Consider the following 25,278-nt stretch of genomic DNA (forward strand, 5'->3'; position numbering starts at 1 on the left):
ACCCGCCGGATCGCGCGCTAGGCGGCGATGCGGCCGCCCAGCTCGTCCTCGATATGGATGCGGATGATCTCCTCGAACGAGGTCTCCGCCGAAAAGCCCAGCGCCGCCGCGCGCTTGGCGTCGAACTTGCGCGGCCAGCCGGCGACGATGGTCTCGATCACCGGATCGGGCGCGCGCTTGATCCGGGCCACCGCCTTGTCCCCCGCCACCTTGCGCAGCGCTTCGATCTGCTCGCCCACAGTCACCGCGAGGCCCGGCATGGTGAGGTTGCGCCGCGTGCCCACCTGCCGCCCGTCGAGGGTGGCGGCGTGGAGCAGGAAGCCCACCGCGGCGCGCGGCGAGGCGTGCCAGTGCATCACCGTCTCCGACACCGGCAGGATCGCCTCCTGGCCGGCGAGCGGCTCGCGGATGATGCCGGAGAAGAAGCCCGAGGCCGCCTTGTTGGGCGCGCCGGGGCGCACGCAGATGGTGGGCAGGCGGATGCCGATGCCGTCGAAGAAGCCGCGCCGCGTGTAGTCGGACAGCAAAAGCTCGCCGATCGCCTTCTGCGTGCCGTAGGAGGTCAGCGGCGTGTGGAAGAACTCGTCCGGGATCGCATCGGGGAAGGGGGCGCCGAACACCGCGATGGACGAGGTGAAGACGAGACGCGGCGCATAGCCCTCGATCAGCCGCACCGCGTCGAAGAGGTGGCGCGTGCCGTCGAGATTGATGCGGTTGCCTTTCTCGAAATCCGCCTCCGCCTCGCCCGAGACGATGGCGGCGAGGTGGAAGATCACGTCCGGGCGCTGCGCCACCAGCGCCGCCGCCTCGCCGGGCACGGAGATGTCGGACACCCGGCTGTCGGTGGCGAACGGCGCCGGCGGCAGCTTCGGGGGCACCACGTCGTGGGCGGTGAGGCGGGTGATGGGCCTGTCGCCGAGCCGCCCGTCGCGGGCGAGGCGCTCGATCAGCTTGCGGCCCACCATGCCGGCGCCGCCGATGACCAGGATGTGCATGTCTGTCTCCTCAGAGCGCCCAGCCGCCGTCGATGACGTGGGCCTGGCCGGTGGTGAAGGCGCTCTCGTCGGATGCGAGATAGAGCGCGAGAAAAGCGATCTCCTCCGCTGTGCCGAGCCGGCCCATGGGCTGGCGGCCGACGAAGTCGGCGCGCACCTGATCGAGGGTGCGCCCGGTCTGGGCCGCCACCGCCGCGATGCGCTCGTCGAGGGAAGGGGACTGCACGGTGCCGGGGCAGATGGCGTTGACCCGGATGCCCTTGAGGATGAAGTCCGCCGCCACCGCCTTGGTGAGGCCGATCACCGCCGCCTTGGTGGTGCCGTAGGCATAGCGGTTCGGCACGCCGCGGATGGACGAGGCTGCCGAGGCGATGTTGATGATGGAGCCGCCGCCGGTCTCCAGCATGCCGGGCAGGACCGCGGAGATCGTGCGGTGCATGGACTTCACGTTGAGGTCGAAGGAGAAGTCCCAGTCCTTCTCCGAGGTCTCGAAGATGGTGCCCTGGTGCACGTAGCCGGCGCAGTTGGCGAGCACGTCCAGCGGACCCAGCTCGGCCGCGAGCGCGTTCACCGCCTCGGTCGAGAGCACGTTCAGCGCCCGCGCCTGCGCACCCCCCAGATCGGCGAGCTTGGCCGTGTCGAGGTCGGTGGCGATCACCCGTGCCCCCTCGCGCACGAACGCCTCGGCGATGGCGCGGCCGATGCCCTGCCCCGCCGCCGTCACCAGCGCCGTCTTGCCGTGAAGTCGTCCTGCCATGGCGTTCCCCCTGTCCTGCTTTGCGGACGCCGCCTCTTCAGAGCGCGGCGCGGATCTCTTCGAGCCGTCGGCGCTGGCGTCCCTCGGCGTCGAAATTGCCGGGGGCGAGAAAGGCCTCGAACGCCGCCTTCGCCCTCGGCCAGTCGGTGTCCAGCAGGGCGAACCAGGCGGTGTCGCGGCTCAAGCCCTTGACGATCATGTGCTGGCGGAACACGCCCTCGAAGGTGAAGCCGAGACGCTCGGCGGCCCGCCGGGAAGGGGCGTTCAGCGCGTTGCACTTCCACTCGTAGCGGCGGTAGCCGAGCTCCTCGAAGGCGTGGCGCGCCATGAGATACATGGCCTCGCTCGCCCCCGCCGTACGCTGGAGCGGCGGGGTGTAGAGAATGTTGCCCACCTCGATCACCCGGTGCGCGGGCTCGATGCGCATGTAGGTGACGTGGCCCACGGCGCGTCCGCCCGGTTTCTCCTCGATGGCGAACAGCAGCGGGTCGGCCTTGGTTGCCGCGTCCGCATAATGGCGGGCGAAGGCGGCTGCGTCGGGGAAGGGCGCCGGGGAGAGATAGGCCCACAGCGCCTCCTTCTCCGGCCCGTGCGAGAGGGCAAAGAGCGCGGCCGCGTGCCGCTCCGCCTCGAACGGGACGAGGCGCACGTGCCGGCCTTCAAGCACCGTCGGCTCCGGCCGTCGCGCCGGGCCGCCGGGAACCGGCGGGCCGAGGGGCAGGGCGGGGGCCGGCGCCATCAGCCGGCCCTCCGGTCCGCATCGGCGCGGAATAAGCCGTTGATCTCGGCGAACGGCACCGCGCCGCGAAACGTCTCGAAGCCGCCCGGCCCTCGGATCTCCTCCACCGCAGCCATGAAGGCGCCCCAGGCCACCCGGCTCAGCGTGCTGCCGACGCTGATGCGGCGCACACCCATCGCGGCGATGTCGCTGACCGTGAAGCCGAGCGCGCCCGGCATCAACAGGTTCACCGGCACCGGCGCGACCGCCTCCACGACCGCGGAAATCTCCGCGCGGGTGCGGATGCCCGGCGCATAGAGGCAGTCCGCCCCCGCCTGCGCGTAGGCGGTGAGCCTGGCGATGACCTCGGCGATGTCCGGCCGGCCCACCAGATAGCATTCGGCGCGGGCGGTGAGGACGACGCCGCCGCCCGCCGCGTCGATGGCGCCCCGGGCCGCGCGCACCCGCGCCACGGCAGCGTCCAAGGCGTAGAGCGGCGCGCCGGCGTCGCCCGTCGCGTCCTCGATGGAGAGGCCGGCGACGCCGGTCGCCACGCACAGGGCGACGCTCTCGGCGACGCCGGCCGGGTCGGCGGCGTAGCCCGCCTCGAAGTCCGCATTCACCGGCAGGTCGGTCGCGGCGACCAGCTCGGCGATGTGCGCCAGCATCTCGTCCCGCCCGACGGCGCCGTCCGGCCGCCCCCTGGAGAAGGCGTAGCCGGCGCTGGTGGTGGCGAGCGCGGCGAAGCCGGCCTGTTCGAGATAGCGGGTGGTTCCGATGTCCCACGGATTGGGCAGCACGAAGCAGCCGCTCTCATGCAGCTTGCGGAACGCGCGGCGCTTGTCGGCTATGGACGTCATGGCTTCCTCTGCCTTCCGCGGCCCCGATGGCGGGGCCGGCGGGCGGGGATTAGAGCCGGGCGCCGGCGAGATGGGAACGACCCGCGCGGTATACCCGGCTCCGGGCTGCCCATAGCCCGGCTGGGCGCGCGCCCGGGAGGGCGCGCGCGGCCGGCGCGCCGCTCCTTGCCGCCGGCCTTCAGTGGTTGTCGCGCGGAACGCCCATGGTCTGGGCGACGCGCTGGTACTTCACCGCCGGCTTCAGCACCATGCCCTCGTCGAACTGCGCCACCATGGAGCGCTGGATCTCCTGCCAGGGGGTCTGGCTCTTCGGCATGGGAAAGCCGCCATGGGCCTGGAGATCGGCGCGCCGCTGGGCCAGCTCCTCCGGCGGGATCAGGATGTCGGCGGTGCCCTTGGAAAGGTCGATGCGCACGCGGTCGCCGGTCTTCAGCAGCGCGAGGCCGCCGCCCGCCGCCGCCTCGGGCGAGGCGTTGAGGATCGAGGGCGAGCCCGAGGTGCCCGACTGGCGCCCATCGCCGATGCAGGGCAGCGCGGTGACGCCCTTCTTGATGAGCGCCGCGGGCGGCTGCATGTTCACCACCTCGGCGCCGCCGGGATAGCCGAGCGGACCGGTGCCGCGGATGAACAGCAGGGTGTTCTCATCGATGCCGAGGGCGGGATCGTCGATGCTGTGGTGGTAGTCCTCCGGCCCCTCGAACACCACCGCGCGGCCCTCGAACGCCTCGGGGTCCTTGGGGTTCGAGAGGTAGCGGTCGCGGAATTCCTTGGAGATCACCGAGGTCTTCATCACCGCATTGTCGAACAGATTGCCCTTGAGGACGATGAAGCCGGCATTCGGCTTGAGCGGCGCGTCATAGGCCTTGATCACCGCGCGGTCCCAGGTGAGCTTGCCTTTGCAGTTCTCGCCCATGGTGCGCCCGTTCACGGTCAGCGCCCCCTCGTGGATCTTGCCCTGGGCGATCAGCTCGGCCACCACCGCCGGCACGCCGCCGGCGCGGTGGAACTCCTCGCCGAGGAATTCGCCCGCCGGCTGCATGTTCACCAGAAGCGGGATCTTGTGGCCCACGGCCTGCCAGTCCTCCACCGTGAGCGGCACGCCCACATGGCGGGCGATGGCGTTCAGATGGATCGGCGCGTTGGTGGAGCCGCCGATGGCGGAATTGACGCGGATGGCGTTCTCGAACGCCTCGCGGGTGAGGATGTCGGAGGGTTTCAGATCCTCCCACACCATCTCGACGATGCGCTTGCCGGTCTCGTAGGCGATCTGGCCGCGCTCGCGATAGGGCGCCGGGATCGCGGCGCAGCCGGGCAGCGACATGCCGAGCGCCTCGGCCAGCGCGTTCATGGTGGAGGCGGTGCCCATGGTGTTGCAGTGGCCGACCGAGGGGGCGGAGGAGGCCACCACGTCCATGAAGGTGTCGTAGTCCATCTTGCCGGCGGCGTGCTCCTCGCGCGCCTTCCACACCACCGTGCCGGAGCCGGTGCGCTCGCCCTTCCACCAGCCGTTCAGCATGGGGCCGCCGGAGAGCACGATGGCGGGGATGTTCACGGTCGCCGCCGCCATGATACAGGCCGGCGTGGTCTTGTCGCAGCCGGTGGTGAGCACCACGCCGTCGAGCGGATAGCCGTAGAGGATCTCCACCAGGCCGAGATAGGCAAGGTTGCGGTCGAGCGCGGCGGTGGGGCGCTTGCCGGTCTCCTGGATCGGATGCACCGGGAACTCGAACGGCACGCCGCCCATGGCCTCGATGCCGGCGCGCACGCGCGTGGCGAGCTCGAGATGGTGGCGGTTGCAGGGGGAGAGGTCCGAGCCGGTCTGGGCGATGCCGATGATCGGCTTGCCGGACTGCAATTCCTCGCGGGTGAGGCCGAAATTGAGGTAGCGCTCGAGATAGAGCGCGGTCATGCCCGGATTGTCGGGATTGTCGAACCACAGCTGTGACCTGAGCTTCAGCCCGTGCTTCTCCGGCTGCTCGCCTCGTCCCGACATGGACTGTTCTCCCTTCGCCCTGACCGCCGCGTTTTAATCGATTTGATCGGGGGCGATTTATGCGCCGCGCCCCCGCTAAAATCAATCGTGTTTGGAGCGGATGCAAGGTGTGCGGCTCAGGCACGGGCGGCTTCGCGCAGCGTCCTTCGCGGTCAGGATGCGTCGCGCGCGGCGGCAGGGCAAGGCCCGCCGCCGCCCGCACTGGGCCGGACGGCGGTCGGCCGGCGCGCGCGGGGCTTGCGCGCCAACGAGAAAGGCTTAATGCGGGCCGTAAGGCCGAACCACATGCTGAACCGTCCAGGACGCCGACAACCTTCCCCGCACGCGGATGCCCCGCCTTCGCCCGGCGCGGCGCCCCCCGGCGGTGCGCGCCTCGAAGACGTGCGCCTCGTCCGGTCCGGACGGGTCGTGTTCGACGGGCTCACCTTGGCGCTCGCCGAACCGCGCATCGGCCTTATCGGCGACAACGGCTCGGGCAAGAGCACGCTGCTGCGGCTGCTGAACGGCTTGCTGCTGCCCGACGCCGGAACGGTGGAGGTCTGCGGCCTGGAGACCCGCGCCAACCGGCGCGCCTTGCCCGGCCTCGCCGGCTTCGTGTTCCAGAACGTGGACCACCAGATCATCTTCCCGACGGTGGGCGAGGAGATCGCCTTCGGCCCTCTGGAGCAGGGCATGGGGAAGGCCGACGCCCACGATCTCGCGCAGCGGCTGCTTGCGGCCCATGGCTGCGCCGGCTGGGAGAGCCGGGCGGTGGAGGAGCTCTCGGAGGGGCAGAAGCAGCTGGTCTGCATCCTCGCCGCTCTGGCCTCGGGTCCGCGCGTGCTGCTGCTGGACGAGCCGTTCGCGAGCCTCGATCTGCCCACCCGGCTGTTCCTCGCGTCGCGGCTCGCCGCGCTCGATGTGCAGGTGGTCATGGCGACCCACGATCTGCACCTGCTGGAGGGCTTCGACCGGGTGGTCTGGCTCGACCAGGGCCGTATCGCCGCCGACGGCGCGCCCGGCGCGGTTCTCGCCGCTTATGCCGCCCACGCCCGCGCCAAGGCGCACGCGCAGGGGCGCCTGCCATGAGGGGCGGCTACCTTGCCGCGGACACCGTGCTTCACCGCCTGCCGGCCGGGGTGAAGCTCGCGGGCCTCGTGCTCGGCTCGATCGCGCTGCTGCCGCTCCAGGATCCGCGGCTTCTCGCTTTGGCCCTCGCGGCCGTGCTCGTGCCCTATGGGATGCTCGGCCGGCGCGGTTTGTCGCGGCTCGCCCAATGGGCGCCGCTGGTGCCGCTGCTGGCCATCGTCGGCGTCATCCAGGCGTTCGCCGAGACACCGGCCGCCGCGCTCGCCAGCATCCTGCGCATCCTCGCTCTGGTGCTGATGGCGGACCTCGTCACCCTCTCCACCCGCCTCGACGACATGATGGCGGCGCTCGGCTTCGTGCTGCGCCCGCTCGGCGTCCTCGGCCTTGATCCGCGCCGGCTGGCGCTGGCGGTGGCGCTGGTGCTGCGCTTCGTCCCGGTGCTGGCGCAGAGCTGGCGGGCGCGGGAGGAGGCGTGGCGCGCGCGGAGCCCGCGCCGGCCGCGCCTTGCGGTGTTCGCCGCGTTCTTCGCCGGCGCGCTCAAGGGCGCCGACCAGGTGGCCGAGGCACTGGACGCGCGCGGCTTTTCGTTCTTGAAAGACCGCCGGAGGCCCTGATGGAGACCAAGACCCTCGTGCGCATGGCGCTCATGGCGGCGCTGATCGGCGCGCTGGGCCTCATCCCGCCGCTCTTTCTGCCGCTGGCGGCGGGCGCGCCCATCACCGCCCAGAGCCTCGGCGTGATGCTGGCGGGCCTCCTGCTCGGCGCGCGCGCCGGGGCGGGCGCGGTGGCGCTGTTCTGCTTCGTGGTGCTGCTCGGCGCGCCGCTGCTCGCGGGCGGACGCGGCGGACTCGGCATCCTGTTCGGGCCCACCGCCGGCTATTTCCTCGGCTATATCGCCGGCGCCTATGTGACCGGCCTGCTGGCGCCGCGCCTGCCCTTCGGCACCGCCGTCTCGGCCTTCCTCGCCGCGGTGATCGGCGGCATCGGCGTGGTCTATGTCTGCGGCATCCCGGTGCTCGGCGCGGTGGCCGGCATCGGCCTTTGGAAGGCGGCGCTCGCCTCCACCGTCTTCATCCCCGGCGACCTCCTGAAGGCGCTCGCGGCGGCGCTGCTGGCGACGACCGTGCTGAAGGGCTGGCGCGCCGCGCCGCACGGCTGAGGGCTATTCGCTTACGCCGATCGAGCGGCGCAGCTTGAACGGCGCCATGCCCTCGCGCGCCAGTTCGTCGGCGCGCTCGTTCTCGGGGTGGCCGGCATGGCCCTTCACCCAGTGCCAGCGGATCTCGTGGCGCTTGAGCGCGGCATCGAGCCGCTCCCACAGATCCTGGTTCTTCACCGGCTTCTTGTCGGCGGTGCGCCAGCCGTTGCGCTTCCAGCCGGCCAGCCACTTGGTGACGCCGTTCTTGAGATATTCGCTGTCGGTGTGGAGGTCCACCACGCAGGGCTCCTTGAGCGCCTCCAGCGCCGAGATGGCGCCCATCAGCTCCATGCGGTTGTTGGTGGTGAGCTGCTCGCCGCCGCTCAGCCCCTTCTCGTGGGCGCCGAAGCGCAGCAGCGCGCCCCAGCCGCCGGGCCCCGGATTGCCCGAGCAGGCGCCGTCCGTGAAGACGTCGACGTCCTTCTTCATCGGCCGCTTTCACCCGCTGTCATGGCGCCAGACCATAGTCGCGCGCGCTGTCCACAGCGCGGTGGAAGCGCAGCTTGCGCAAGTATTCCACCGGGTCCTTCGGCCGCACCAGCGCGCCCTCCGGCACGTTCAGCCAGTCCACCAGCCGCGTCAGCAGGAAGCGCAGCGCCGCCCCGCGCGCGAGCCGCGGCAGGGCCGCGGCCTCTTCGAGGCTGAGCGGGCGTAGGCTCTCATAGCCGGCGAGCAAAGCGCGCCCCTTGGTGACATTGTAGGAGGCGTCCGGCTCGAAGCACCAGGAATTCAGGCACACCGCCACGTCATAAGCGAGGAAGTCGGTGCAGGCGAAGTAGAAGTCGATGATGCCGGAGAGCGCGTCGTCGAGGAAGAAGGCGTTGTCGGGGAACAGATCGGCGTGGATCACCCCGGTCGAAAGGCCGGTCGGCCAGTCGCCTTCGAGGTCGGACAATTCCTCCTCGATGGTGGCGGCAAGCCCCGGCGCCACCGTGTCCGCGCGCCCGCCTGCGGCGCGGTAGAGCGGGCGCCAGCCGGCGACCGAGAGCGCGTTCGGCCGGCGCATGGGGAAATCGCGGCCGGCGAGGTGGAGCTGGGCGAGCCCGCGCCCCAGCTCGGCGCAATGCACCGCGCTCGGCCGCCGCACCGAGACGCCCGGCAGGAAGGTGACGATCGCCGCCGGCCGCCCGGCGAGCTCGCCCAGCATCTCCCCCGAGCGCGCCGCCACCGGCTGCGGGCAGGACAGGCCGCGCCGGGCGAGATGCTGCATCAGGCCGAGGAAGAACGGCAGGTCGCCGCGCGCCACGCGCTTCTCGTAGAGCGTGAGGATGAAGGTGCCGGCGGTGGTCTGGACCAGGAAGTTGGAATTCTCCACCCCCTCGGCGATGCCGTGGAAGGAGGTCAGCGTGCCGATGTCGTACAGGCTGAGGAACGCGGCGATCTGGCTCGCCGAGACGTCGGTATAGACCGCCACCGCCTACTCCGCGGCGTCGGGGCGCAGCGCGCGGGGCAAAGGGAAGAACACGTTCTCCTCGGTGGAGGTCACGGACTCCACCTCCACCGCGAAGCGCGCCGCGAAGGCGTCGATGATCTCCTCCACCAGCACCTCCGGCGCCGAGGCGCCGGCCGTGATGCCGAGGCTGGAGATCGCGCCGAACACCGACCAGTCGATGTCGGCGGCGCGCTGCACCAGCGCGGCGCGGGCGCAGCCCTCGCGCTCGGCCGCCTCGCGCAGGCGCTGGGAATTGGAGGAATTGGGCGCGCCCACCACGATCATCGCGTCCACCTGCGGCGCCACCTTCTTCACCGCCTCCTGGCGGTTGGTGGTGGCGTAGCAGATGTCCTCCTTGTGGGGCTCGGCCATGGCCGGGAAGCGCGCGCGCAGGATCGCGACGATCTCCGCCGTGTCGTCGAGGGAGAGCGTGGTCTGGGTGGCGTAGGCCAGGTTCTGCGGGTCGGCGGGGGCGAGGGCGCGGGCATCGTCCGCCGTCTCGACCAGCGTGATGGCGCCCGCCGGGAGCTGGCCCATGGTGCCCACCACCTCGGGATGGCCCCTATGGCCGATGAGCAGGATGTGCCGGCCCCGCTTGTGATGCACCTGCGCCTCGCGGTGCACCTTGGTGACCAGCGGGCAGGTGGCGTCGATGGCGAAGAAGTTGCGCTCCGCCGCCTCGGCCGGCACCGACTTCGGCACGCCGTGGGCGGAGAAGATCACCGGCGCCCTGGTGTCCGGCACCTCGGCGAGTTCCTCGACGAACACCGCGCCCTTCTTCCTCAGGCTCTCCACCACGTATTTGTTGTGGACGATCTCGTGCCGCACATAGACCGGCGCGCCATACATCTTCAGCGCCTGCTCCACCGCGTCGATGGCGCGCACGACCCCGGCGCAGAAGCCGCGCGGGGCGCACAGGAGGATGCGGAGGGGCGGCTTCTCTGGCATCGGAAGTTCCGTCGGCGGCGGGACCAGGGTCGGTTTTCCGGAGATGGGATGCTCCTGTGCGGCGTGTCAAGCGCGACGGCGCCGGGACCGGTCCATTTTACCGCCCGGGGACGCGGCCTTGGCTCCGTCTGCTGGGGAATTGCAACTGGCGCGCCTGACGCCTATGTTATGGGCATCCCGGACATCGCGATTGGTGCCGTGGTCCGCCCCTGGGGGAGGGGCGTGCCAGCGAGCCCGCGCATCCCAACCTGAACACCGCGCGCAGCGCAAAGACATCCGAGGCCGCCATGTCGACCAACATTCCGCTGATGCCCAAGGCCACCGCCGTCTGGCTGGTGGACAACACGGCGCTCTCCTTCGAGCAGATCGGCGATTTCTGCAAGCTCCACCCGCTCGAGGTGAAGGGCATCGCCGACGGCGAGGTGGCCCAGGGCATCAAGGGGCTCGACCCGATCTCCACCGGCCAGCTCTCGCGCGAGGAGATCTCGCTCGCCGAGGCCGATCCGAACCGCCGCCTCAAGCTGCAGGACCCCAAGGTGCGCCTGCCGGAGCAGAAGAAGCGCCGCGGCCCGCGCTACACCCCGGTGTCGCGCCGCCACGACCGGCCGAACGCGATCCTGTGGCTGCTGCGCAACCATGCCGAGCTGAAGGACGCGCAGATCATCCGCCTCGTGGGCACCACCAAGGCGACCATCCAGGCCATCAAGGACCGCAGCCACTGGAACTCGGCCCAGCTCCAGCCCATGGACCCGGTGACGCTCGGCCTGTGCAGCCAGATCGACCTGGACATGGAGGTGCAGAAGGCCGCCAAGGACCGTCCCGCCGGTCCCGCCGAGGATCGCGGCGCGACCCTGCTTCCGGCGGACGTCACCACGGCACGGGAGGAGGCGGCGGAAGCGCGCGGCAAGGGCCGCGAATCGCTCGACCTCGAGACCGTGTTCGCCAAGCTCGGCGGCTCGAAGAAGGGCGAGGAGGACGACGAGGAGTGATCGCTCCGGCGCGCCGGCGGACCGGCGGCGCGCTTCAGGTCGGCTTGAAGATGCCTTCGTCCAAGGCCCACAGGCACATGCCGGCATCGGCGGCCTGGGGCGTGTGGGTGATCCGGCTCAGCGCTTCCAGGGTGGCCCGCGCGGCTTCCGGCGCCACCGCGAGCGTGGACTTCGCGGCGCGCAGGCGCACCTCCAGATTGGGGTGCTGAAGCAGCGGCACGAGGGCGCTGCGCTTGTCGCCGGGCATGGCCTTCAGAAGGTCGTCCACTTGATCCATTTCCCGATACAGCCTGTTGAACCGCCTGGTGTCGAAGTCGATGTTGGCCTCTTCCTGCTCGAGCGCGATCGTGACGAAGAGAGCCACAAGCTCCTCCACGCTGGGATGGGGCGGGATGCGGGATTTCATGGCTTGAGAATTCCCTCTTTGATCAGCCTTTCTCGACCTACGCGGACGCGCGTGTCCCAGTCCTTGCCCCGCAGATAGTCGCGGGGGGATTGGCCGCCGAAATCCCTGTTCCGCGTCGCATACCAGCTGGTGATCTCCCAATGCTTGAGGCGGGAGATCCGCACCCGGTTTTCCGGCGCCTCGATCCTCTCGTCCGGGAAGCCGTCCGCCCGGGCGGGCGGCGCTCTTCAGGTCGGCTTAAAGATGCCCTGGTCCAGGGCCGACAGGCACATGCCGGCGTCAAAAGCCTGGGGCGTGTGGGTGATCCGAGTCAGGGCCTCCAGCGTGGCCCGCGCCGCCTCTGGCGCCACCGCGAGGGTGGACTTCGCCGCGCGCAGGCGCACCTCCAGATTGGGGTGCTGAAGCAGCGGCACGAGGGCGCTGCGCTTGTCGCCGGGCATGGCCTTCAAGAGGCCTTCCACCTTGTCCATCTCCCAAAAGAGCCTGTTGAAGCGTTTGGTATCGAAGTCGATATTCGCCTCTTCCTGCTCGAGCGCGATCGTGACGAAGAGGGCCACAAGCTCCTCAACACTTGGATTTTGTGGGATGCGGGATTTCATGGCTTAAGGAGTCCCTGTCTGATCAGCGCGTCTCGGCCGACCCGCACACGCGTTTCCCAGTCTTTTCCGCGCAGATAGTTCCGGGGCGATTGATTTCCAAAATCCTTGTTCGGCGTCGCATACCATCTGTTGATCTCCCAATGCTTGAGGCGGGAGATCCGCACCCGGTTCTCCGGCGCCTCGATCCTCTCGTCCAGGAAGCCGTCCGCCCGGGCGGGGCTCTGCTCGACGATATGATGCACATCCGTGCCCGGCTGGGGAGTAGAAGCGGCGCTCTGCAACTCATGCAGCGGCGCCGGCTCGGCGAGATAGGCTTCGATCCAGGGATAATACTGGTAGATCCAATAGGCGGCTTCGGCGGCGATCAGCACGCCGGCGAGCGGCGTTACCCGCAGCCCGATCCGCGCCGCCCATAGCGCCACGCGGACCACGGCCCGCAACTGCGCGCGCTGGGATGAGGGCCGCGTCGGGATTTCCGGCGGCTCCTCCATGGGCGGGCCACCATTGTCGCCGATCCGCGGCAGCGGGGTGATGGTGAGGCGCAGCCGCGACCTGCCGTCATCGCCGGCCATCGCCCCGCCCGACCCGGGCGCCCACTCCCCGCCCTCGGGATTGCCGGCCGGCACGCGGGGCTGAGCGGGATTGAAGTTCGCCTTGGGAAGCAGGCGCAGGAGCGCCAGCCCCTTGACGATGACCCTGAGGCCCGCCAGCTCGCAGCGCAGCGCGAGGATCTCGTCGAGGGCGGGTGGCTGCTCCCGCCGGATGCGTTAGGTCTGATCCATGATCCGTTCCGACCTTCCGTTGGCGGAAGGATGCGGCCGGCACAGGGGTGCGGGGATAAGTGGCGATCCCCCGGAGGTGGCGGCGGGCCAAGCTCCAGAGGTCGATCTATGAATAAAATCCTATCTTTGAATGGCCGTCGCGCGCGGCAAAAAAAAATCGGCGCCGGAGCGTCCGGCGCCGATCTATCCCCTTGCCTGTGGCCCCATCCGCCGCCCGAAGGCGCGGCTACCGCCCTTCCCGCACCCACATGGCGGCGAGCGCGCCGAGCAGCAGCAGGAGCCCGGAGAGCCCCGCGAACAGCGGGAACAGGCCGATGCCCCTGACCACCGAGACGTCGCGGGTGCGCAGCCCCATCCAGTCCTCGCCCGCGAGGCGCTCGCCGGAGGAAACGCGCACCACCCGCGGCACCGCGCCGGAGAGGTCGGCGAGGCGCCACACCCCGCCGCCGGTGGCGGTGGCGATGGGGGCGACCACGTCCCGGGTGCTGGTCACCTCGGCGAATTCCTTCGGGTTCAGCGGGCCGATATTGGCGAGCGCGGTGAAGCGGCCATTGGCGGCGCGCCACAGGCCCAGCTCGTCGGCGGGCGTGGTGGCGCGCCACAGACCGGGCTCGGCCTGCGCCAGGGTCAGCGTGCGCACCGCGCCCGAGGGCGTGGTGAGCGTGGCGGGCGGCACCTGGTCGCCCATGGTCTGGCGCTCCACCACCAGGTCGCGGCCCTGGAGGACGAGCTTGAGGCGCTCCTCCTCCAGGTCCGGCTCCTTCATCAGCCAGTGGGAGAGCCGGCGCAACAGGTCGATGTGCGGGCCGCCGCCCTCATAGCCGCGCGCCCACAGCCAGATATGGTCCGACAACAGCAGCGCCACGCGGCCCTCGCCCACCCGGTCGATCCGCAGCACCGACTTGTCGCCCGGCGCCGCCATCAGGCTGGTGCCCGAGCGGGCCTTGGTGTCGATCACCCGGAAGAAGCGGCTCCAGTGCGGCGGGTCGCTTTCCGAGCCGGGAAGGGCGCGCGTCACGGGGTGGCGCTTGCCGGGATCGGTGAGGCGCGCGTGATAGGGCGCGAGCGTCTGGTCCCCCGTGGGGATGCCCGGCAGGATCTCCTCCAGCGGCGTGTTGGCGAGCGAGCCGACGTCGATGAAGTCGGTGCCCGCCGCCACCAGCACCGCGCCGCCGGCGCGCACATAGCGCACGATGTTGTCGAAATAGACCTGCGGCAGCACGCCCTGCTGGGCGTAGCGGTCGAAGATGATGAGGTCGAAATCCTTGATCTTGGTCTGGAACAGCTCGCGCGTCGGGAAGGCGATGAGCGACAATTCGTTGATGGGCGTGCCGTCCTGCTTCTCCGGCGGGCGCAGGATGGTGAAGTGGACGAGGTCCACGTTGGCGTCACTCTTGAGCAGGTTGCGCCAGGTGCGCTCGCCGGCGTTCGGCTCGCCGGAGACCAGCAGCACCTTCAGCTTGTCGCGCACGCCGTCGATGGAGACCGCGGTGCGGTTGTTCACCTGGGTCAGCTCGCCGTCGAGCGGCGGCACCTCGAACTCGACGATGTTGGCCCCCGCATGGGTGACCGCCACGTCGATGGAGGTGCTCTGCCCGGCGGTGACGATGGGGCGGGCGATCACCTCGCCGTCGCGCCGCACGGTGATGCCGACCCGCGCGTCGGGCGGGGCGCCGTCGTCGGTGACGCGGAAGGTCACCGACTGGGTCTGGCCGACGATGCCGAAGCGCGGCGTCTTCTCGAGCGCGATGCGCCGGTCGCGCTCGCCCGGCCGGCCGGAGATCAGCGCGTGGACCGGCGCGTTGAAGCCGAGCTGCTGGGCATTCTCCGGCACGTCGTGGACCCGCCCGTCGGTGATCAGCACGGCCCCCGCCACCCGCTCCGGCGGCACGTCCGACAGGCCGGCGGACAATGCGGAGAACAGGCGCGTGCCGTCGAGGTCGCCGTCGCCGGCATCGGCGACGATGGTGCGCACCTCGAGGCCCGGCACCCGGTCGAGCCGCTCCTTCAGCGCCGCGCGGGCGGCCTCGGTCTGGGCGGTGCGCTCGCCGAAAGACTGGCTCGCGCTCTCGTCCACCACCACCGCCACCACCGAGGTGAGCGGCTCGCGCTCCTCGCGGGTGAGCGAGGGGTTGACGAGGGCGATGAGGCCCACCGCCAGCGCCAGCGCGCGCAGCACGCTGCCGCGGGTGCGCGCGACCAGCAGCAGCCCGCCGAGCAGCGCCGCGACGACCGCGAGGCCGACGAGCAGCGGCAGCGACACCAAGGGGGAGAAGGCGAGGCCGTAGGTCATGGGGCGGAAACCGCGATGCGCACGCTCATTGGCCGAGGCGCTCCAGAAGGGCGGGCACGTGCACCTGGTCCGCCTTGTAGTTCCCGGTCAGCACATACATCACCATGTTGGCGCCGGCGCGGAAGGCGAAGTCGCGCTGGCGCGGCTCGCCCGGGGTGAGCGGCAGCAGCGGCTCGCCGCCTCGGCCCACCGCCCAGGCGCCGGCGAGGTCGTTGGAGGTGATGATGACCGGGGAGACGCCGTCGCCGGCGCGGGCCGGCCGGTCGCTCTCGTCGCCCCGGGGCAGCGCCTCCACCCAGGTCGTGCCGCCGGTGAATCGGCCTGGGAAATCCTTCAGCAGATAGAAGGCCTTGGTGAGCACGTGCTCGCGCGGCACCGGGGCGAGCTCGGGGATGTCGAGCCCGGAGAGGATGGCGCGCAGCTTCGCCGCGGCGGGGGTCAGCGCGGAGCCGGGCCCGCCGGTGCTCTCGATGGCGTCGCGGGTGTCGAAGATCACCGTTCCGCCCTGCTTCATGTAGCCGTCCACCTTGGCCAGCACGGCCGGCGCCGGCACCGGCGCGTCGGCGAGGACCGGCCAGTAGATCAGCGGGAAGAAGGACAATTCGTCCTTGGCGAGGTCGATGCCCATGGCCGCGCCGGGCTGCAGCGCGGTGCGCTGGCCGAGATAGGCGGAGAGCCCGTCGAGCCCGGCGCGGGAAATGTCGTCCACGTCGCTCTGGCCGGTGGTCACATAAGCTAGGTGGGTCTGGCGCGTGGCGGTCACGGCGAAGGTGTCGTCGGCGCGCGCGCTCTGCGGCAGGAGGCCAGCGCCGAGCGGGGCGGCACAGAGCGCGAGCGAGAGGGCCGCCGCCGCCGCGCGCCGGCCGCGCAGGCGCGTGAGCCCGCCCGAGAGGTAGAGCACCGCCAGGGCGTCGAGCAGCAGCAGCACCATGGCGGCGAGCAGCACCGCGCCGCGCAGGTCCCGCGGCTCGCTTTCCTTCAGCGCCTCGACCCGCCCGCCGAGGGCCGCCAGATCGAGCGCCTTCGGCCGGTCGTCGGGCCGCAGCGCGTTGATGGCGAGCAGGCCGTCGGGCGGACCGTAGAAGCCGGGCGGGTGCTCGGCGCTGGCGATGCCGGCGAAATTGGCCGGGATCGCCCGCGCGGTCGGCCCGGCCGGGCGGAAGGCGCCGAAGCCGTCCAGCAGCCGCGAGGGCGACAGGCTCGATGCCTCCGAGCGCAGCCCGGCGCGGCCGGTGTCGGCGGGCGCGCCGTCGGCGGCGGGCGGCGGGGTGTCGGAAAGCGCGATGACCTGGCGCAGCATGTCCACGAAGGTGCCAGACAGCGGCAGGTTCGACCAGGAGGTGTCGGCGGTGACGTGGAACAATGCGAGCGTGCCCTTGCCGAGCCGGGTGCCGGTGACGAGCGGCGTGCCGTCGGCCAGCGTCGCCCAGGTGCGCTCGCCGAGCAGGCCGTCGGGCTCGGCCAGGACCTGGCGGTTGACGGTCACGTCGGTGGGCACCTTGAGATCGTGGAACGGCCCCTCCGGCGTCACGGCGCCGAGCGGCTGGGGCGTGTCCCAGGACAGCGAGCCGCCCAGCACGCGGCCGCCCCGGCGCAGCTTCACCGGCAGGAGATCCTCCTGGGTGTTGTTGGCGAGGCGCGCGCCGGCAAAGCGCACCAGCACGCCGCCGTCCTCCACGAACCGGGTGAGGCGGGCGCGGGTGGCGGCGGGGATGGTGCCGACGTCGGTGAGGATCAGCACCGGCAGGCGCTGGTCGAGGAAGGCGTTGATGTTGTCGGTCGCCGAGCCGGTCTCCGCCACCTTGAGGTCCGCATAGGGGCCGAGCGCGCGGGACAGGTAATAGGTGGGCGCGAGCAGCGGCTGGCCGGTGTCGGTGGTGGTGCCGGAGACGATGCCGACGGTGCGCCGGCGCCAGCGCTTGTCCACCAGCTGCACCGCCCCCGCCGAGCGCTCGGCGACGATCTCGAGCCGCGCCACCTCGTTGCGGATCTCGACCGGCAGCGCGAACCGGGCCTCGGTCTCGCTCGCCCCGTCGGGCAGCGTGAAGGCGGCCTCGCCGAGGGAAAGGCCGCGCATGTCCCGCGCTTCCACCCGGCCCGCGCGCGGCGGGCCGCCGGCGGGGCGCAGCACCTTGACGGAAAGCGCGTCGGCGGCGTTCTCGGTGGCGGCGAGCGCCAGCGGCGCGGCGACGCCGCCGGTCACCACCAGCGGCGCGTGGTCCCGGACCGGCGCGAACACGGCGCGAAGATCACCGTCGGCGCCGAGATCGACCCCGTCGGAGAGGAAGACGAAGCCGGCCTCGCGGTCGGCCTCCAGCAGCTTGCCGGCGAGCGCGAAGGCCTCGGCGCGGGACGGCGCGTAGGGCACGGGGTCGAGCGAGCGCAGGCGGTCGCGGGCGGCGACCGGGGCAAGCAGGGTCGCCTCCTTCGGCACGTCGCCGGTGGGGATGAGGGCGACGCCGCGCCCGTCGCGCTCCGCCTCGTCGATCAGGGCGTCGGCGGCGGCCTTGCGCTGCGCCCAGCTCTGGGCGGCGGGCCAGCCCTGGTCGATCACCATCACCAGCGGGCCGCTGCGGGACGGATCGGTGGCGGGCGGATTCCAGATCGGCCCGGCGGCGGCGAGGATCACCAGAGCGGCGAGCAGCAGGCGCAGCGCCATGAGCCACCAGGGCGTCTTGGCCGCGCTCTCCTCCTTGGGCTTGATGTCGAACAAAAGCGCGGTGGGCGGAAACGCGATCTTGAGCGGGCGCGGCGGCACCACGCGCAGCAGGTACCACAGCAGCGGCAGCCCGACGAGCGCGGTGAGGATGAGGGGCGAGGCGAAGGCGAGCGGCAGGCCGAGCATCAGGCACGCCCTTCCATGAGGGGGGGTGCGCGCCGGCGCGCGGGCAGGGACGGCATCGTCATTGGGCCGCCTCCTTCTGCGGGGCGTGGGCGAAGCCGGGCGCGGCACCAGGGCCGCCGGCGCCCATGCGCATGTGGAGCGCGAGCAGGAGGTCGCTCGCCGGCCGGTCGGTGCGGTGGACCATGAAGGTCCAGCCCGCCCGCTGGGCGGCGGCGCGGATGCGGGCGCGGTGCTCGACCAGCTTCAGGTCGTATTCCGCCCGCCAGCTCTCGGCGCGGCCCACGGTGAGGCGGCCGCCGCCCTCCGGCTCCTCGAACTCGATGCGGCCGGAGAACGGGAAGGTCTCCTCCGAAGGATCGACGATCTGCACCAGATGGCCGTGGGCGCCGGAGGCGGCGAGGTCGTGGAGGCGCGCGGCGATTTCGGCCGCCGGGCTCCAGAAGTCGCCGAGCAGCACGACCTCCGACAGGGGCGAGGGGCCGAAGGCGGGCGGCAGGCTCGCCGGCAGTTCGGGCGCCAGAATCACCGCCTCCGCCATGCGCTCGACGATGCGCCGGGTGGCGGAGGGGCGCATGAGCTCGGGCACGCCCACCCGCTCGCCGCCTTTCACCAGCATATCGGCGAGGGCGAAGGCGATGACCAGCGCCCGCTCGCGCTTCGGCGGCTGCTTGTGGGTGGCATAGCCCATGGAGGCGGAAAGGTCAGGCCAGATCCACACCGTGTGGGCGGCCTCCCACTCGCGCTCGCGCACATAAAGATGGTCGTCGCGCGCCGAGCGGCGCCAGTCCACGCGGGCGGCGGGCTCGCCGTCGACGAAGCGCCGATACTGCCAGAAATTCTCACCCATGCCCGAGCGCCGCCGCCCGTGCAAACCGTGCTGCACGTTGGAGGCGATGCGGCGCGCCTCCAGCACCAGCCGCGGCATGGCGGCGACCAGCGCGGAAGCCGATTGGGCGGCCTGCTCGACCGATGAGCGCGCTTGTTCTGTCACGTCGCTCCGTCCTCACCCGAGCCGTTCGGTGAGGCGCCTGACGATGCGCGCCACGCTCTCGCCCTCGGCGCGGGCGGCGAAGGTGAGCGCCATGCGATGCTTCAGCACTGGCTCGGCGAGCGCCACCACGTCGTCCAGGGACGGGGCGAAGCGCCCGTCCAGCAGCGCCCGGGCGCGCACCGCCAGCATCAGCGCCTGCGACGCGCGCGGGCCGGGACCCCAGGCGATGAAGCGCTGCTCGGGGCCTTCGGCGGCGGGACGGGCCGAGCGCACGAGGGTCAGGATCGCCTCCACCACGCTTTCGCCCACCGGCAGGCGGCGCACCAGGCGCTGGGCCGCCAGTAGGTCGTCGACGCTCATGGCGGCGCGCGGCTTCTGCTCTTCCGCGCCGGTGGTCTCGAACAGGATGCGCCGCTCGGCGTCCCGGTCGGGATAGTCCACGTCGATCTCCATCAGGAAGCGGTCGAGCTGCGCCTCCGGGAGCGGATAGGTGCCCTCCTGCTCCAGCGGATTCTGGGTCGCGAGCACATGGAAGGGCTTGGGCAAGTCGTGGCGCTCGCCGGCCACCGTGACGTGATATTCCTGCATCGCCTGCAGCAGGGCCGACTGGGTGCGCGGCGAGGCGCGGTTGATCTCGTCCGCCATCAGCAACTGGGCGAAGATCGGGCCGCGGATGAAGCGGAAGGCGCGCTTGCCGCCCGCGCTCTCCTCCAGCACCTCGGCGCCGAGGATGTCGGATGGCATCAGGTCCGGGGTGAACTGCACGCGCCGGGCGTCGAGCCCGAGCACCGTGCCCATGGTCTCCACCAGCTTGGTCTTGGCGAGGCCGGGCACGCCGACGAGCAGCGCGTGGCCGCCGGCGAGGATGGTGATGAGCGCCTGCTCCACCACCGTCTCCTGGCCGAAGATGACCGAGGTGACGGCCGCGCGCGCCGCCCGCACATGGGCGCCGGCGGCTTCCGCATTGCGGACGATCATCTGGTCGAGGTCGAAGGTCTCGGTGGCTGACGACATCTACGCTTCTCCGTCTCCCGGACAGGCTCGCCGCGAAAAGCGGCAAGAAAAGGCCCCGGAGGATCACCCCCGCCTTCGACCCTTGCAAAGGTCGCGCCAGCCGATTTGGGAGCTTACGATAACATGACGCCGCGTCGAGGCCCCGCGAAGCCGCGGGCGCGGCTCTATACTCACGTCATCGCGAGGAGCCCCGATGAGTGGACCGGACCAGACCGTGCCGATGCCCCGCCCCAACACCGGTGGCGGGCGGCTCGAAGCGCTGCTTGCGGCGGTGCGCGAGGCGGGCGGCCGGGGACCCGCGCCGGTCGAGGCGTGGGATCCCCCCGATTGCGGCGACATGGACATGCGCATCGCCGCCGACGGCACCTGGTTCTATGGCGGTACGCCGATCGGGCGGCCGGCTTTGGTGCGGCTGTTTGCCTCGGTGCTGACGCGCGAGGGCGGCCGCTTCGTGCTGAAGACCCCTGCCGAGAAGATCGGCATCAGGGTGGACGATGCGCCGTTCCTCGCCGTCGACATGGCGCAGGAGGACAGCGAGGCTGGCCCGGTGCTGGTGTTCCGCACCAATCTCGACGACCTCGTGCGCTGCGGACCGGGGCACGATCTGCGCTTCGCCCCGGGCGGGCAGGAGGGCGAGGTGGTGCCCTACGTCCATGTGCGGCGGGGACTGGAGGCCAGGCTCACCCGCGCCCTCGCCTTCGACCTCGCGGCCAGGGGAGAGGTGCGCGATCGGGCCGGGACGCCTATGTTCGGGGTCGCCTCGGCGGGCGTCTTCTATCCCATGCTGCCCGCGAGCGCGCTCGGCCTTTGAGGGAAGATGAGCGAACCCTTCATGCGCGATCACCACCGGCACGGCGACGGGGAGGAGCAGGCAGCGCCTGCGCCGGCCGAGCATTCCGGGCCGCCGGCCGGCGGCGCCTTCAGCCTCGAGGATTTCCTCGCCCGCGCCGCGCGCGGCCTGCGGCCGAGCCCGCCGGACGTCTTCACGCCCGATGCCTATCCCGGCGTCAATGGCGACCACGCGCTCTCGCCCGACTGGCACGGCGAGCCGCCGAAGCGCGCGCCGCGCCATGCCGCCGTGCTGGTGCCGGTGATCGCCCGGCCCGAGCCGGCGATCCTGCTCACCTTACGCTCGGCGCATCTGTCCACCCATGCGGGCCAGATCGCCTTCCCCGGCGGGCGCGTGGACCCCGGCGACCGCGACGAGGTGGACGCCGCGTTGCGCGAGGCGCGCGAGGAGGTGGGCCTCGACAGCGCCCTGGTGACGCCGCTCGGCTTTCTCGACGGCTATCTTTCGCGCACCGATTTCTGGATCGTGCCGGTGGTCGGGCTGGTGGATCCCGCCTTCGGCCTGGCGCTCAACCCCGACGAGGTGGACGAGGCGTTCGAGGTGCCCTTGTCGTTCCTGATGACGCCGGAAAACCACGAACGCCAGGCCCGCGAATGGCGCGGGACGCTGCGGCATTTCTATGCCATGCCCTATCAGGAGCGCTTCATCTGGGGCGCCACGGCGGGCATGCTGCGCAACCTCTATGAGCGGGTCTACGGCGCATGATCCGCACCCTCCTGGTCGAATTCGCGCTCTTCCTCACGCCGTTCGTCGTGTACGGCGCGCTGATGTTGGCGACCCGTGGCGCGCTGGTGCCGGAGCACTGGTCGGCGCGCACCCTGGCCTTGCTCTCGGTGGCGGCGATCGGGCTCATGATCGTCGGCCTTGTGGTATTCGAATACGGGCGCAGCGCGGCGCCGGGCAGCCGCTACGTGCCGGCCGAGATCCGCGACGGGCAATTCGTGCCGGGCCATTTCGAATGAGCGGGCGCCCGCTCGCCGGCGCCGATTTCTGGGGCCGGGCCGGCCTCGCCGAGCTGCTGGCGCTGCTGAACCGCGACGGCGAGGAGGCGCGCGTGGTCGGCGGCGCGGTGCGCAACACCCTGCTCGGCCTTCCGGTCACCGACGTCGACGTCGCCACCACCGCCTTGCCGGAGGTGGTGACGGCGCGGGCGCGGGCGGCGGGGCTGAAGGCGGTGCCGACCGGGATCGCGCACGGCACGGTCACGGTGGTGGTGGGCCACCACGACTTCGAGGTCACCACCCTGCGCGAGGACACCGAGACCGACGGGCGCCGCGCGGTGGTGCGCTTCGGCCGCTCGTGGGCGCATGACGCGGCGCGGCGCGACTTCACCATCAACGCGCTCTACGCCACGCCCGCGGGCGAGGTGGTGGACCTCGTGGGCGGGCTCGCGGACCTCGCCCGGCGCCAGGTGCGCTTCATCGGCGACGCGCAGGCGCGGATCCGCGAGGACTATCTGCGCATCCTGCGCCTGTTCCGCTTCCACGCTTTCTATGGCGAGGGCCCGCTGGACGCGGCGGCGCTCGGCGCGGTCATCCGCCTGCGCGCCGGCCTGCTCGGCCTCTCGCGGGAGCGGGTGCGCGCCGAACTGCTGAAGCTGCTCGTCGCGCCGCGCGCTGGGCCGACGCTCGCGACCATGAGCGATGCCGGCCTGCTGCAGCCGCTGCTGGCCGGCATCGCCGACCCGGCCTTGTTCGCGCGGCTCGCCGCAGCGGAGGCGCGCCACGGCGTCGCGCCCGACGCGGTGCGCCGGCTCGCGGCTTTGGCGCTGCGCGTGCCGGACGACGCCGAGCGGCTGCGCGAGAAGCTGCGCCTGTCCAATGCCGAGGCCCGGCGCCTCGCCGACCTCGCCGTTCCAGTGTGCGATGGCGCCGATGAGGCCGCCGCCCGTCGCCTCGTCTATGCGGCCGGGGCCGAGGCGGCGGTGGACCGCGCGCTGCTCGCCGAGGCGCGGGGCCGGGCGGACGCCTCGGTGGTTCTCGCCACCGCGCGCGCCTGGACGGCGCCGAAGCTGCCCGTGGGCGCGGCCGAGCTGATGGCGCGGGGACTGAAGCCGGGCCCGGCGCTCGGGGCGGCGCTGGCGCGGGTCGAGGCGGCGTGGGTGGCGGCGGATTTCCCGCTCGAGCCGCGCGCGCTCGACGCCGTCATGACGCGCGCGCTCGGCGGCTGAGGGCCGGCCCGGTTCCGCAAAGGCAGGCTCAGTCCTCCTCGTCTTCGTCCTCTTCTTCTTCCTCGTCCTCGTCGTCCGCGAAATCGTCCAGTTCGAGGGATTCCAGCGCCACCGCCGGGATCGTGAGGGTACGGAACTCCCCCACCTCGTCGGCGTACCAGAACACCTTGACCTCGTCCCCTTCGACGCCGACCACGGTCAAGGCCGGGCTTCCGGACTTGAGCTGCACGATGTCTCCCGGCGTAAACGCCATGGCTCTCTCCCCGGATCTGGTGCGACGCTCCCGCACCGAACCTGAGGCTTAGCCGGGGTTCGTGACGCAGGGATCACAGCCGGCTCGTCACGGCCACTTCACCACCGGCGGCATGGAGGAGAGGATCGAATCGACGTTGCCGCCGGTCCTCAGGCCGAAGATGGTGCCGCGATCATAGAGCAGGTTGAACTCCACGTAGCGCCCGCGGCGGATGAGCTGCTCCTCGCGCTCGGTCTCGCTCCAGGGCGTCGCCATGTTGGCGCGCACCAGGGCCGGATAGACGCCAAGGAAGCTCTCGCCCACCGCGCGGGTGAAGGCGAAGTCATCGTCCCAGCTGCCGGTGCCGGCGCCGGCGCTGTCGAGATAATCGTAGAAGATGCCACCGACGCCGCGCATCTCGCCCCGGTGCTTCAGGAAGAAATACTCGTCGCACCAGGCCTTGAAGCGGGCATAGTCGGCCACCGCGTGGCCGGCGCAGGCCTGCTCCATGGCGCGGTGGAAGGCGATGGTGTCGGGGTCCTCCTGGGTGCGGCGGGCGATCAGGGTGGGGGTCAGGTCCGCCCCACCGCCGAACCAGGCCTTGGTGGTGACCACGAAGCGGGTGTTCATGTGCACCGCCGGCACGTGCGGGTTCGCCATGTGGGCGATCAGCGAGATGCCGGAAGCCCAGAAGCGCGGGTCCTCGGCGGCGCCCGGGATCTGGCCGCGGAATTCGGGGGCGAACTCGCCGAACACGGTGGAGGTATGCACCCCCACTTTCTCGAACAGGCGCCCGCGCATGAGCGCCATGGTGCCGCCGCCGCCCGGCGCGCCGCCGTGGTCGGTGCGGGCCCAGGGGGTATGCGCGAAGCGGCCCGGCGCGCCGCCATAGAGCGCGGGCGCCTCGTCCTCCAGCGCCTCGAAGGCGGCGACGATGCGCCCCTGCAAGGCCTCGAACCAGGCGCGGGCGCGGGCCTTGCGGGCATCGATATCGGGCAGCATGCGCTCTCCTGCGGCCAGCCGGCCAAATCGGGCGGGCCGGCCGGACAGGGTGGTTGTAGTGCGCGAACGGGGGAAATTGAATCCCTTTGCGCCGATCGCGCCCTATGCGGGCTCTTCGCCCTGCGCCGCCGCGGCCTGGCGGGCGGCGAAGACCGCCACCGCCATGTCATAGAGCCGGTCATCGAGGGTGGTGTGCGACGCCAGGGCGTCCGCCAGCGCCGGATCGGCCGTGACCGGCGCGACCGGTTCCAAGGCCGGATGCTCCTGGGCGATGCGGCCGGTCTGCTGGAAATGCCCGATGCCGCCCGGCGCCGCCAGCCCGAGCGCGGCGAAGATGTGGGCCACCGACTGGTCCATGCGCTCCACCAGCCCGAACGCGGCCATTCCCATGAGATTGGCCTGCGCGGTCGCCAGCGCCAGTTCGGGCGACCGGTCCGCCAGCGCGGCGCCATAGACGTCGCCCGGACGCAGGGCTTCCCAACGCTTCTGCGGCAGGGCCCCCGAAAGCTGGCGCACGGCGGCATTGTTGACCGTCGGGTGGCGCGCCAGCATCTCGTGGCTGAAGAACGACACGGGATCGAGGGCGCGCGCGAGCGCCACGAGCCCCATGTTCTGGCCTTCCAGGGCGACGGCCTGCGGGGTGTGCGCGCGCAGGAACCGGTAGAGCGAGATCAAGCGGTCGGCCGGCTGGCGCAGCATGGTGACGATCGAGACCTTTTCGGCCGGGATCAGGCCGAGGCTCGGGAAGTCGAAGTGGCCGGAAAAGAAGCGGTAGTGCGCCAGGGCGCCCGCCGGCCAGTCGGCGAGCCCGTTGTGGCGCTCGGGGCAGGCCATTGTCCCGTAGTGGGCCGTCAGCGCCATATGGAGGCTCGTGCCGGCGCATTTCGGGATATGGAGGAACGCCACCGCCGGGCGCTCCAGGTCCGCGTCGGTCCCGTAGCCGAGATCGAGGTCCAGCGGGTGCCGCTCGCGGTATTCCCTGCTGGCCATGAGGCTCTTGCGGAGCGTGGCCACATCGCCGAAACCGAGATGCGCATCTATGGCGGCCTCGGATTCGGGGTCGCGACCCAGGATGAACTTGAACCCGTAAACGACCTCGTCTCGACTGACCGGCATACCATCCCCTGCCCGGACCC

26 protein-coding genes are annotated in these 25,278 nt (G+C 71.5%); 8 read left to right on the forward strand and 18 right to left on the reverse strand.

What is annotated here, in order from left to right; genetic code table 11:
* Positions 1-17 precede the first annotated feature (17 nt).
* The 5 genes from denD to ABLE88_RS11625 all read right to left on the reverse strand — a co-directional run bounded on the left by denD (position 18) and on the right by ABLE88_RS11625 (position 5,323).
* Positions 18-995, reverse strand: coding sequence for a D-erythronate dehydrogenase (gene denD / locus ABLE88_RS11605; RefSeq protein WP_348831843.1), 978 nt, complete (start codon positions 993-995; stop codon positions 18-20).
* 10 nt (positions 996-1,005) lie between these two features.
* Positions 1,006-1,752, reverse strand: a complete 747-nt coding sequence (locus ABLE88_RS11610; RefSeq protein ID WP_348831844.1) for an SDR family oxidoreductase — start codon at positions 1,750-1,752, stop codon at positions 1,006-1,008.
* Between the two features lie 37 nt (positions 1,753-1,789).
* Entirely contained in the window at positions 1,790-2,491 is a 702-nt protein-coding gene (locus ABLE88_RS11615; RefSeq protein ID WP_348831845.1) for a GNAT family N-acetyltransferase, read from the reverse strand.
* On the reverse strand, positions 2,491-3,330 hold the full coding sequence (locus tag ABLE88_RS11620; protein ID WP_348831846.1) for an isocitrate lyase/PEP mutase family protein: 840 nt from the start codon (positions 3,328-3,330) through the stop codon (positions 2,491-2,493). Before ABLE88_RS11620 ends, ABLE88_RS11615 begins: the two co-directional genes overlap by 1 nt.
* A gap of 178 nt (positions 3,331-3,508) precedes the next feature.
* A complete protein-coding gene (locus ABLE88_RS11625; protein WP_348831847.1) occupies positions 3,509-5,323 on the reverse strand; it encodes an IlvD/Edd family dehydratase in 1,815 nt (604 codons plus the stop codon).
* A 408-nt stretch (positions 5,324-5,731) separates the two neighbouring features.
* On the opposite strand from ABLE88_RS11625, the gene ABLE88_RS11630 reads away from it, so the two are divergent.
* Genes ABLE88_RS11630 through ABLE88_RS11640 form a run of 3 tightly spaced genes read left to right on the forward strand, consistent with a single transcriptional unit; the run spans position 5,732 to position 7,550 of the window.
* Positions 5,732-6,391, forward strand: a complete 660-nt coding sequence (locus ABLE88_RS11630) for an energy-coupling factor ABC transporter ATP-binding protein (protein WP_348831848.1) — start codon at positions 5,732-5,734, stop codon at positions 6,389-6,391.
* Positions 6,388-7,005, forward strand: a complete 618-nt coding sequence (locus tag ABLE88_RS11635; RefSeq protein WP_348831849.1) for an energy-coupling factor transporter transmembrane component T family protein — start codon at positions 6,388-6,390, stop codon at positions 7,003-7,005. Before ABLE88_RS11630 ends, ABLE88_RS11635 begins: the two co-directional genes overlap by 4 nt.
* Positions 7,005-7,550: a biotin transporter BioY gene (locus ABLE88_RS11640; protein ID WP_348831850.1), complete on the forward strand. Its 546-nt coding sequence runs from the start codon at positions 7,005-7,007 to the stop codon at positions 7,548-7,550. The genes ABLE88_RS11635 and ABLE88_RS11640 overlap by 1 nt, the downstream gene beginning before the upstream one ends.
* A gap of 3 nt (positions 7,551-7,553) precedes the next feature.
* Here the strand turns inward: ABLE88_RS11640 and rnhA are convergent, their stop codons facing one another.
* From rnhA to ispH, 3 genes are read right to left on the reverse strand one after another with little or no spacing between them, the layout of a single operon-like run.
* Positions 7,554-8,018, reverse strand: coding sequence for a ribonuclease HI (gene rnhA / locus ABLE88_RS11645; RefSeq protein ID WP_348831851.1), 465 nt, complete (start codon positions 8,016-8,018; stop codon positions 7,554-7,556).
* A 19-nt stretch (positions 8,019-8,037) separates the two neighbouring features.
* Positions 8,038-9,003 (reverse strand): homoserine kinase, encoded by a 966-nt coding sequence (locus ABLE88_RS11650; protein WP_348831852.1) that lies wholly within the window; start codon positions 9,001-9,003, stop codon positions 8,038-8,040.
* Between the two features lie 3 nt (positions 9,004-9,006).
* The gene (gene ispH, locus ABLE88_RS11655) at positions 9,007-9,969 is read right to left on the reverse strand and encodes a 4-hydroxy-3-methylbut-2-enyl diphosphate reductase (protein ID WP_348831853.1); all 963 of its coding nucleotides are present in this window, start codon (positions 9,967-9,969) and stop codon (positions 9,007-9,009) included.
* Between the two features lie 287 nt (positions 9,970-10,256).
* On the opposite strand from ispH, the gene ABLE88_RS11660 reads away from it, so the two are divergent.
* Entirely contained in the window at positions 10,257-10,958 is a 702-nt protein-coding gene (locus ABLE88_RS11660; protein WP_348831854.1) for a DUF1013 domain-containing protein, read from the forward strand.
* A 34-nt stretch (positions 10,959-10,992) separates the two neighbouring features.
* Here the strand turns inward: ABLE88_RS11660 and ABLE88_RS11665 are convergent, their stop codons facing one another.
* From ABLE88_RS11665 to ABLE88_RS11695, 7 genes are all read right to left on the reverse strand, one after another.
* Positions 10,993-11,364, reverse strand: coding sequence for a DUF2019 domain-containing protein (locus ABLE88_RS11665; protein WP_348831855.1), 372 nt, complete (start codon positions 11,362-11,364; stop codon positions 10,993-10,995).
* Positions 11,365-11,591: 227 nt separating this feature from the next.
* Positions 11,592-11,963 (reverse strand): DUF2019 domain-containing protein, encoded by a 372-nt coding sequence (locus ABLE88_RS11670; protein ID WP_348831856.1) that lies wholly within the window; start codon positions 11,961-11,963, stop codon positions 11,592-11,594.
* Entirely contained in the window at positions 11,960-12,535 is a 576-nt protein-coding gene (locus ABLE88_RS11675; protein WP_348831857.1) for a hypothetical protein, read from the reverse strand. The genes ABLE88_RS11670 and ABLE88_RS11675 overlap by 4 nt, the downstream gene beginning before the upstream one ends.
* A gap of 436 nt (positions 12,536-12,971) precedes the next feature.
* Complete coding sequence (locus ABLE88_RS11680) at positions 12,972-15,038, reverse strand: hypothetical protein (RefSeq protein WP_348831858.1); 2,067 nt, start codon at positions 15,036-15,038, stop codon at positions 12,972-12,974.
* Between the two features lie 25 nt (positions 15,039-15,063).
* Positions 15,064-17,883 carry a DUF4159 domain-containing protein gene (locus ABLE88_RS11685; protein ID WP_348831859.1) on the reverse strand — a complete coding sequence of 940 codons (2,820 nt, stop codon included), beginning with the start codon at positions 17,881-17,883 and terminating at the stop codon, positions 15,064-15,066.
* Positions 17,884-17,941: 58 nt separating this feature from the next.
* Entirely contained in the window at positions 17,942-18,874 is a 933-nt protein-coding gene (locus ABLE88_RS11690) for a DUF58 domain-containing protein (RefSeq protein ID WP_348831860.1), read from the reverse strand.
* Between the two features lie 12 nt (positions 18,875-18,886).
* A complete protein-coding gene (locus ABLE88_RS11695) occupies positions 18,887-19,888 on the reverse strand; it encodes an AAA family ATPase (RefSeq protein WP_348831861.1) in 1,002 nt (333 codons plus the stop codon).
* 193 nt (positions 19,889-20,081) lie between these two features.
* On the opposite strand from ABLE88_RS11695, the gene ABLE88_RS11700 reads away from it, so the two are divergent.
* The 4 genes from ABLE88_RS11700 to ABLE88_RS11715 are packed head-to-tail and all read left to right on the forward strand — an operon-like array spanning position 20,082 to position 22,908.
* Positions 20,082-20,699, forward strand: a complete 618-nt coding sequence (locus ABLE88_RS11700) for a DUF1285 domain-containing protein (RefSeq protein WP_348831862.1) — start codon at positions 20,082-20,084, stop codon at positions 20,697-20,699.
* A 6-nt stretch (positions 20,700-20,705) separates the two neighbouring features.
* Positions 20,706-21,443, forward strand: a complete 738-nt coding sequence (locus ABLE88_RS11705; RefSeq protein ID WP_348831863.1) for a CoA pyrophosphatase — start codon at positions 20,706-20,708, stop codon at positions 21,441-21,443.
* Positions 21,440-21,700 carry a DUF6111 family protein gene (locus tag ABLE88_RS11710; protein WP_348831864.1) on the forward strand — a complete coding sequence of 87 codons (261 nt, stop codon included), beginning with the start codon at positions 21,440-21,442 and terminating at the stop codon, positions 21,698-21,700. The genes ABLE88_RS11705 and ABLE88_RS11710 overlap by 4 nt, the downstream gene beginning before the upstream one ends.
* Positions 21,697-22,908 (forward strand): CCA tRNA nucleotidyltransferase, encoded by a 1,212-nt coding sequence (locus ABLE88_RS11715; RefSeq protein ID WP_348831865.1) that lies wholly within the window; start codon positions 21,697-21,699, stop codon positions 22,906-22,908. The genes ABLE88_RS11710 and ABLE88_RS11715 overlap by 4 nt, the downstream gene beginning before the upstream one ends.
* Before the next feature lie 28 nt (positions 22,909-22,936).
* Here the strand turns inward: ABLE88_RS11715 and ABLE88_RS11720 are convergent, their stop codons facing one another.
* The 3 genes from ABLE88_RS11720 to ABLE88_RS11730 all read right to left on the reverse strand — a co-directional run bounded on the left by ABLE88_RS11720 (position 22,937) and on the right by ABLE88_RS11730 (position 25,258).
* Entirely contained in the window at positions 22,937-23,161 is a 225-nt protein-coding gene (locus tag ABLE88_RS11720) for a YodC family protein (protein WP_348831866.1), read from the reverse strand.
* A gap of 87 nt (positions 23,162-23,248) precedes the next feature.
* Positions 23,249-24,142 (reverse strand): oxygen-dependent coproporphyrinogen oxidase, encoded by an 894-nt coding sequence (gene hemF / locus ABLE88_RS11725; RefSeq protein ID WP_348831867.1) that lies wholly within the window; start codon positions 24,140-24,142, stop codon positions 23,249-23,251.
* 102 nt (positions 24,143-24,244) lie between these two features.
* Positions 24,245-25,258, reverse strand: a complete 1,014-nt coding sequence (locus tag ABLE88_RS11730) for a sulfotransferase family protein (RefSeq protein ID WP_348831868.1) — start codon at positions 25,256-25,258, stop codon at positions 24,245-24,247.
* Between the last annotated feature and the right edge of the window lie 20 nt (positions 25,259-25,278).

Source organism: Xanthobacter luteus (assembly GCF_040049235.1).
Taxonomy (GTDB): domain Bacteria; phylum Pseudomonadota; class Alphaproteobacteria; order Rhizobiales; family Xanthobacteraceae; genus Xanthobacter.

Coding starts and splice junctions, on each gene's coding strand:
- ABLE88_RS11620 (WP_348831846.1), bottom strand. CDS start 3,330: ATGACGTCCATAGCCGACAAGCGCCGCGCGTTCCGCAAGCTGCATGAG.
- ABLE88_RS11710 (WP_348831864.1), top strand. CDS start 21,440: ATGATCCGCACCCTCCTGGTCGAATTCGCGCTCTTCCTCACGCCGTTC.
- ABLE88_RS11675 (WP_348831857.1), bottom strand. CDS start 12,535: ATGGCCGGCGATGACGGCAGGTCGCGGCTGCGCCTCACCATCACCCCG.
- ABLE88_RS11730 (WP_348831868.1), bottom strand. CDS start 25,258: ATGCCGGTCAGTCGAGACGAGGTCGTTTACGGGTTCAAGTTCATCCTG.
- ABLE88_RS11715 (WP_348831865.1), top strand. CDS start 21,697: ATGAGCGGGCGCCCGCTCGCCGGCGCCGATTTCTGGGGCCGGGCCGGC.
- ABLE88_RS11615 (WP_348831845.1), bottom strand. CDS start 2,491: ATGGCGCCGGCCCCCGCCCTGCCCCTCGGCCCGCCGGTTCCCGGCGGC.
- ABLE88_RS11695 (WP_348831861.1), bottom strand. CDS start 19,888: ATGTCGTCAGCCACCGAGACCTTCGACCTCGACCAGATGATCGTCCGC.
- rnhA (WP_348831851.1), bottom strand. CDS start 8,018: ATGAAGAAGGACGTCGACGTCTTCACGGACGGCGCCTGCTCGGGCAAT.
- ABLE88_RS11625 (WP_348831847.1), bottom strand. CDS start 5,323: ATGTCGGGACGAGGCGAGCAGCCGGAGAAGCACGGGCTGAAGCTCAGG.
- denD (WP_348831843.1), bottom strand. CDS start 995: ATGCACATCCTGGTCATCGGCGGCGCCGGCATGGTGGGCCGCAAGCTG.
- ABLE88_RS11705 (WP_348831863.1), top strand. CDS start 20,706: ATGAGCGAACCCTTCATGCGCGATCACCACCGGCACGGCGACGGGGAG.
- hemF (WP_348831867.1), bottom strand. CDS start 24,142: ATGCTGCCCGATATCGATGCCCGCAAGGCCCGCGCCCGCGCCTGGTTC.
- ABLE88_RS11610 (WP_348831844.1), bottom strand. CDS start 1,752: ATGGCAGGACGACTTCACGGCAAGACGGCGCTGGTGACGGCGGCGGGG.
- ABLE88_RS11635 (WP_348831849.1), top strand. CDS start 6,388: ATGAGGGGCGGCTACCTTGCCGCGGACACCGTGCTTCACCGCCTGCCG.
- ABLE88_RS11640 (WP_348831850.1), top strand. CDS start 7,005: ATGGAGACCAAGACCCTCGTGCGCATGGCGCTCATGGCGGCGCTGATC.
- ABLE88_RS11665 (WP_348831855.1), bottom strand. CDS start 11,364: ATGAAATCCCGCATCCCGCCCCATCCCAGCGTGGAGGAGCTTGTGGCT.
- ABLE88_RS11685 (WP_348831859.1), bottom strand. CDS start 17,883: ATGCTCGGCCTGCCGCTCGCCTTCGCCTCGCCCCTCATCCTCACCGCG.
- ispH (WP_348831853.1), bottom strand. CDS start 9,969: ATGCCAGAGAAGCCGCCCCTCCGCATCCTCCTGTGCGCCCCGCGCGGC.
- ABLE88_RS11670 (WP_348831856.1), bottom strand. CDS start 11,963: ATGAAATCCCGCATCCCACAAAATCCAAGTGTTGAGGAGCTTGTGGCC.
- ABLE88_RS11680 (WP_348831858.1), bottom strand. CDS start 15,038: ATGACCTACGGCCTCGCCTTCTCCCCCTTGGTGTCGCTGCCGCTGCTC.
- ABLE88_RS11720 (WP_348831866.1), bottom strand. CDS start 23,161: ATGGCGTTTACGCCGGGAGACATCGTGCAGCTCAAGTCCGGAAGCCCG.
- ABLE88_RS11700 (WP_348831862.1), top strand. CDS start 20,082: ATGAGTGGACCGGACCAGACCGTGCCGATGCCCCGCCCCAACACCGGT.
- ABLE88_RS11660 (WP_348831854.1), top strand. CDS start 10,257: ATGTCGACCAACATTCCGCTGATGCCCAAGGCCACCGCCGTCTGGCTG.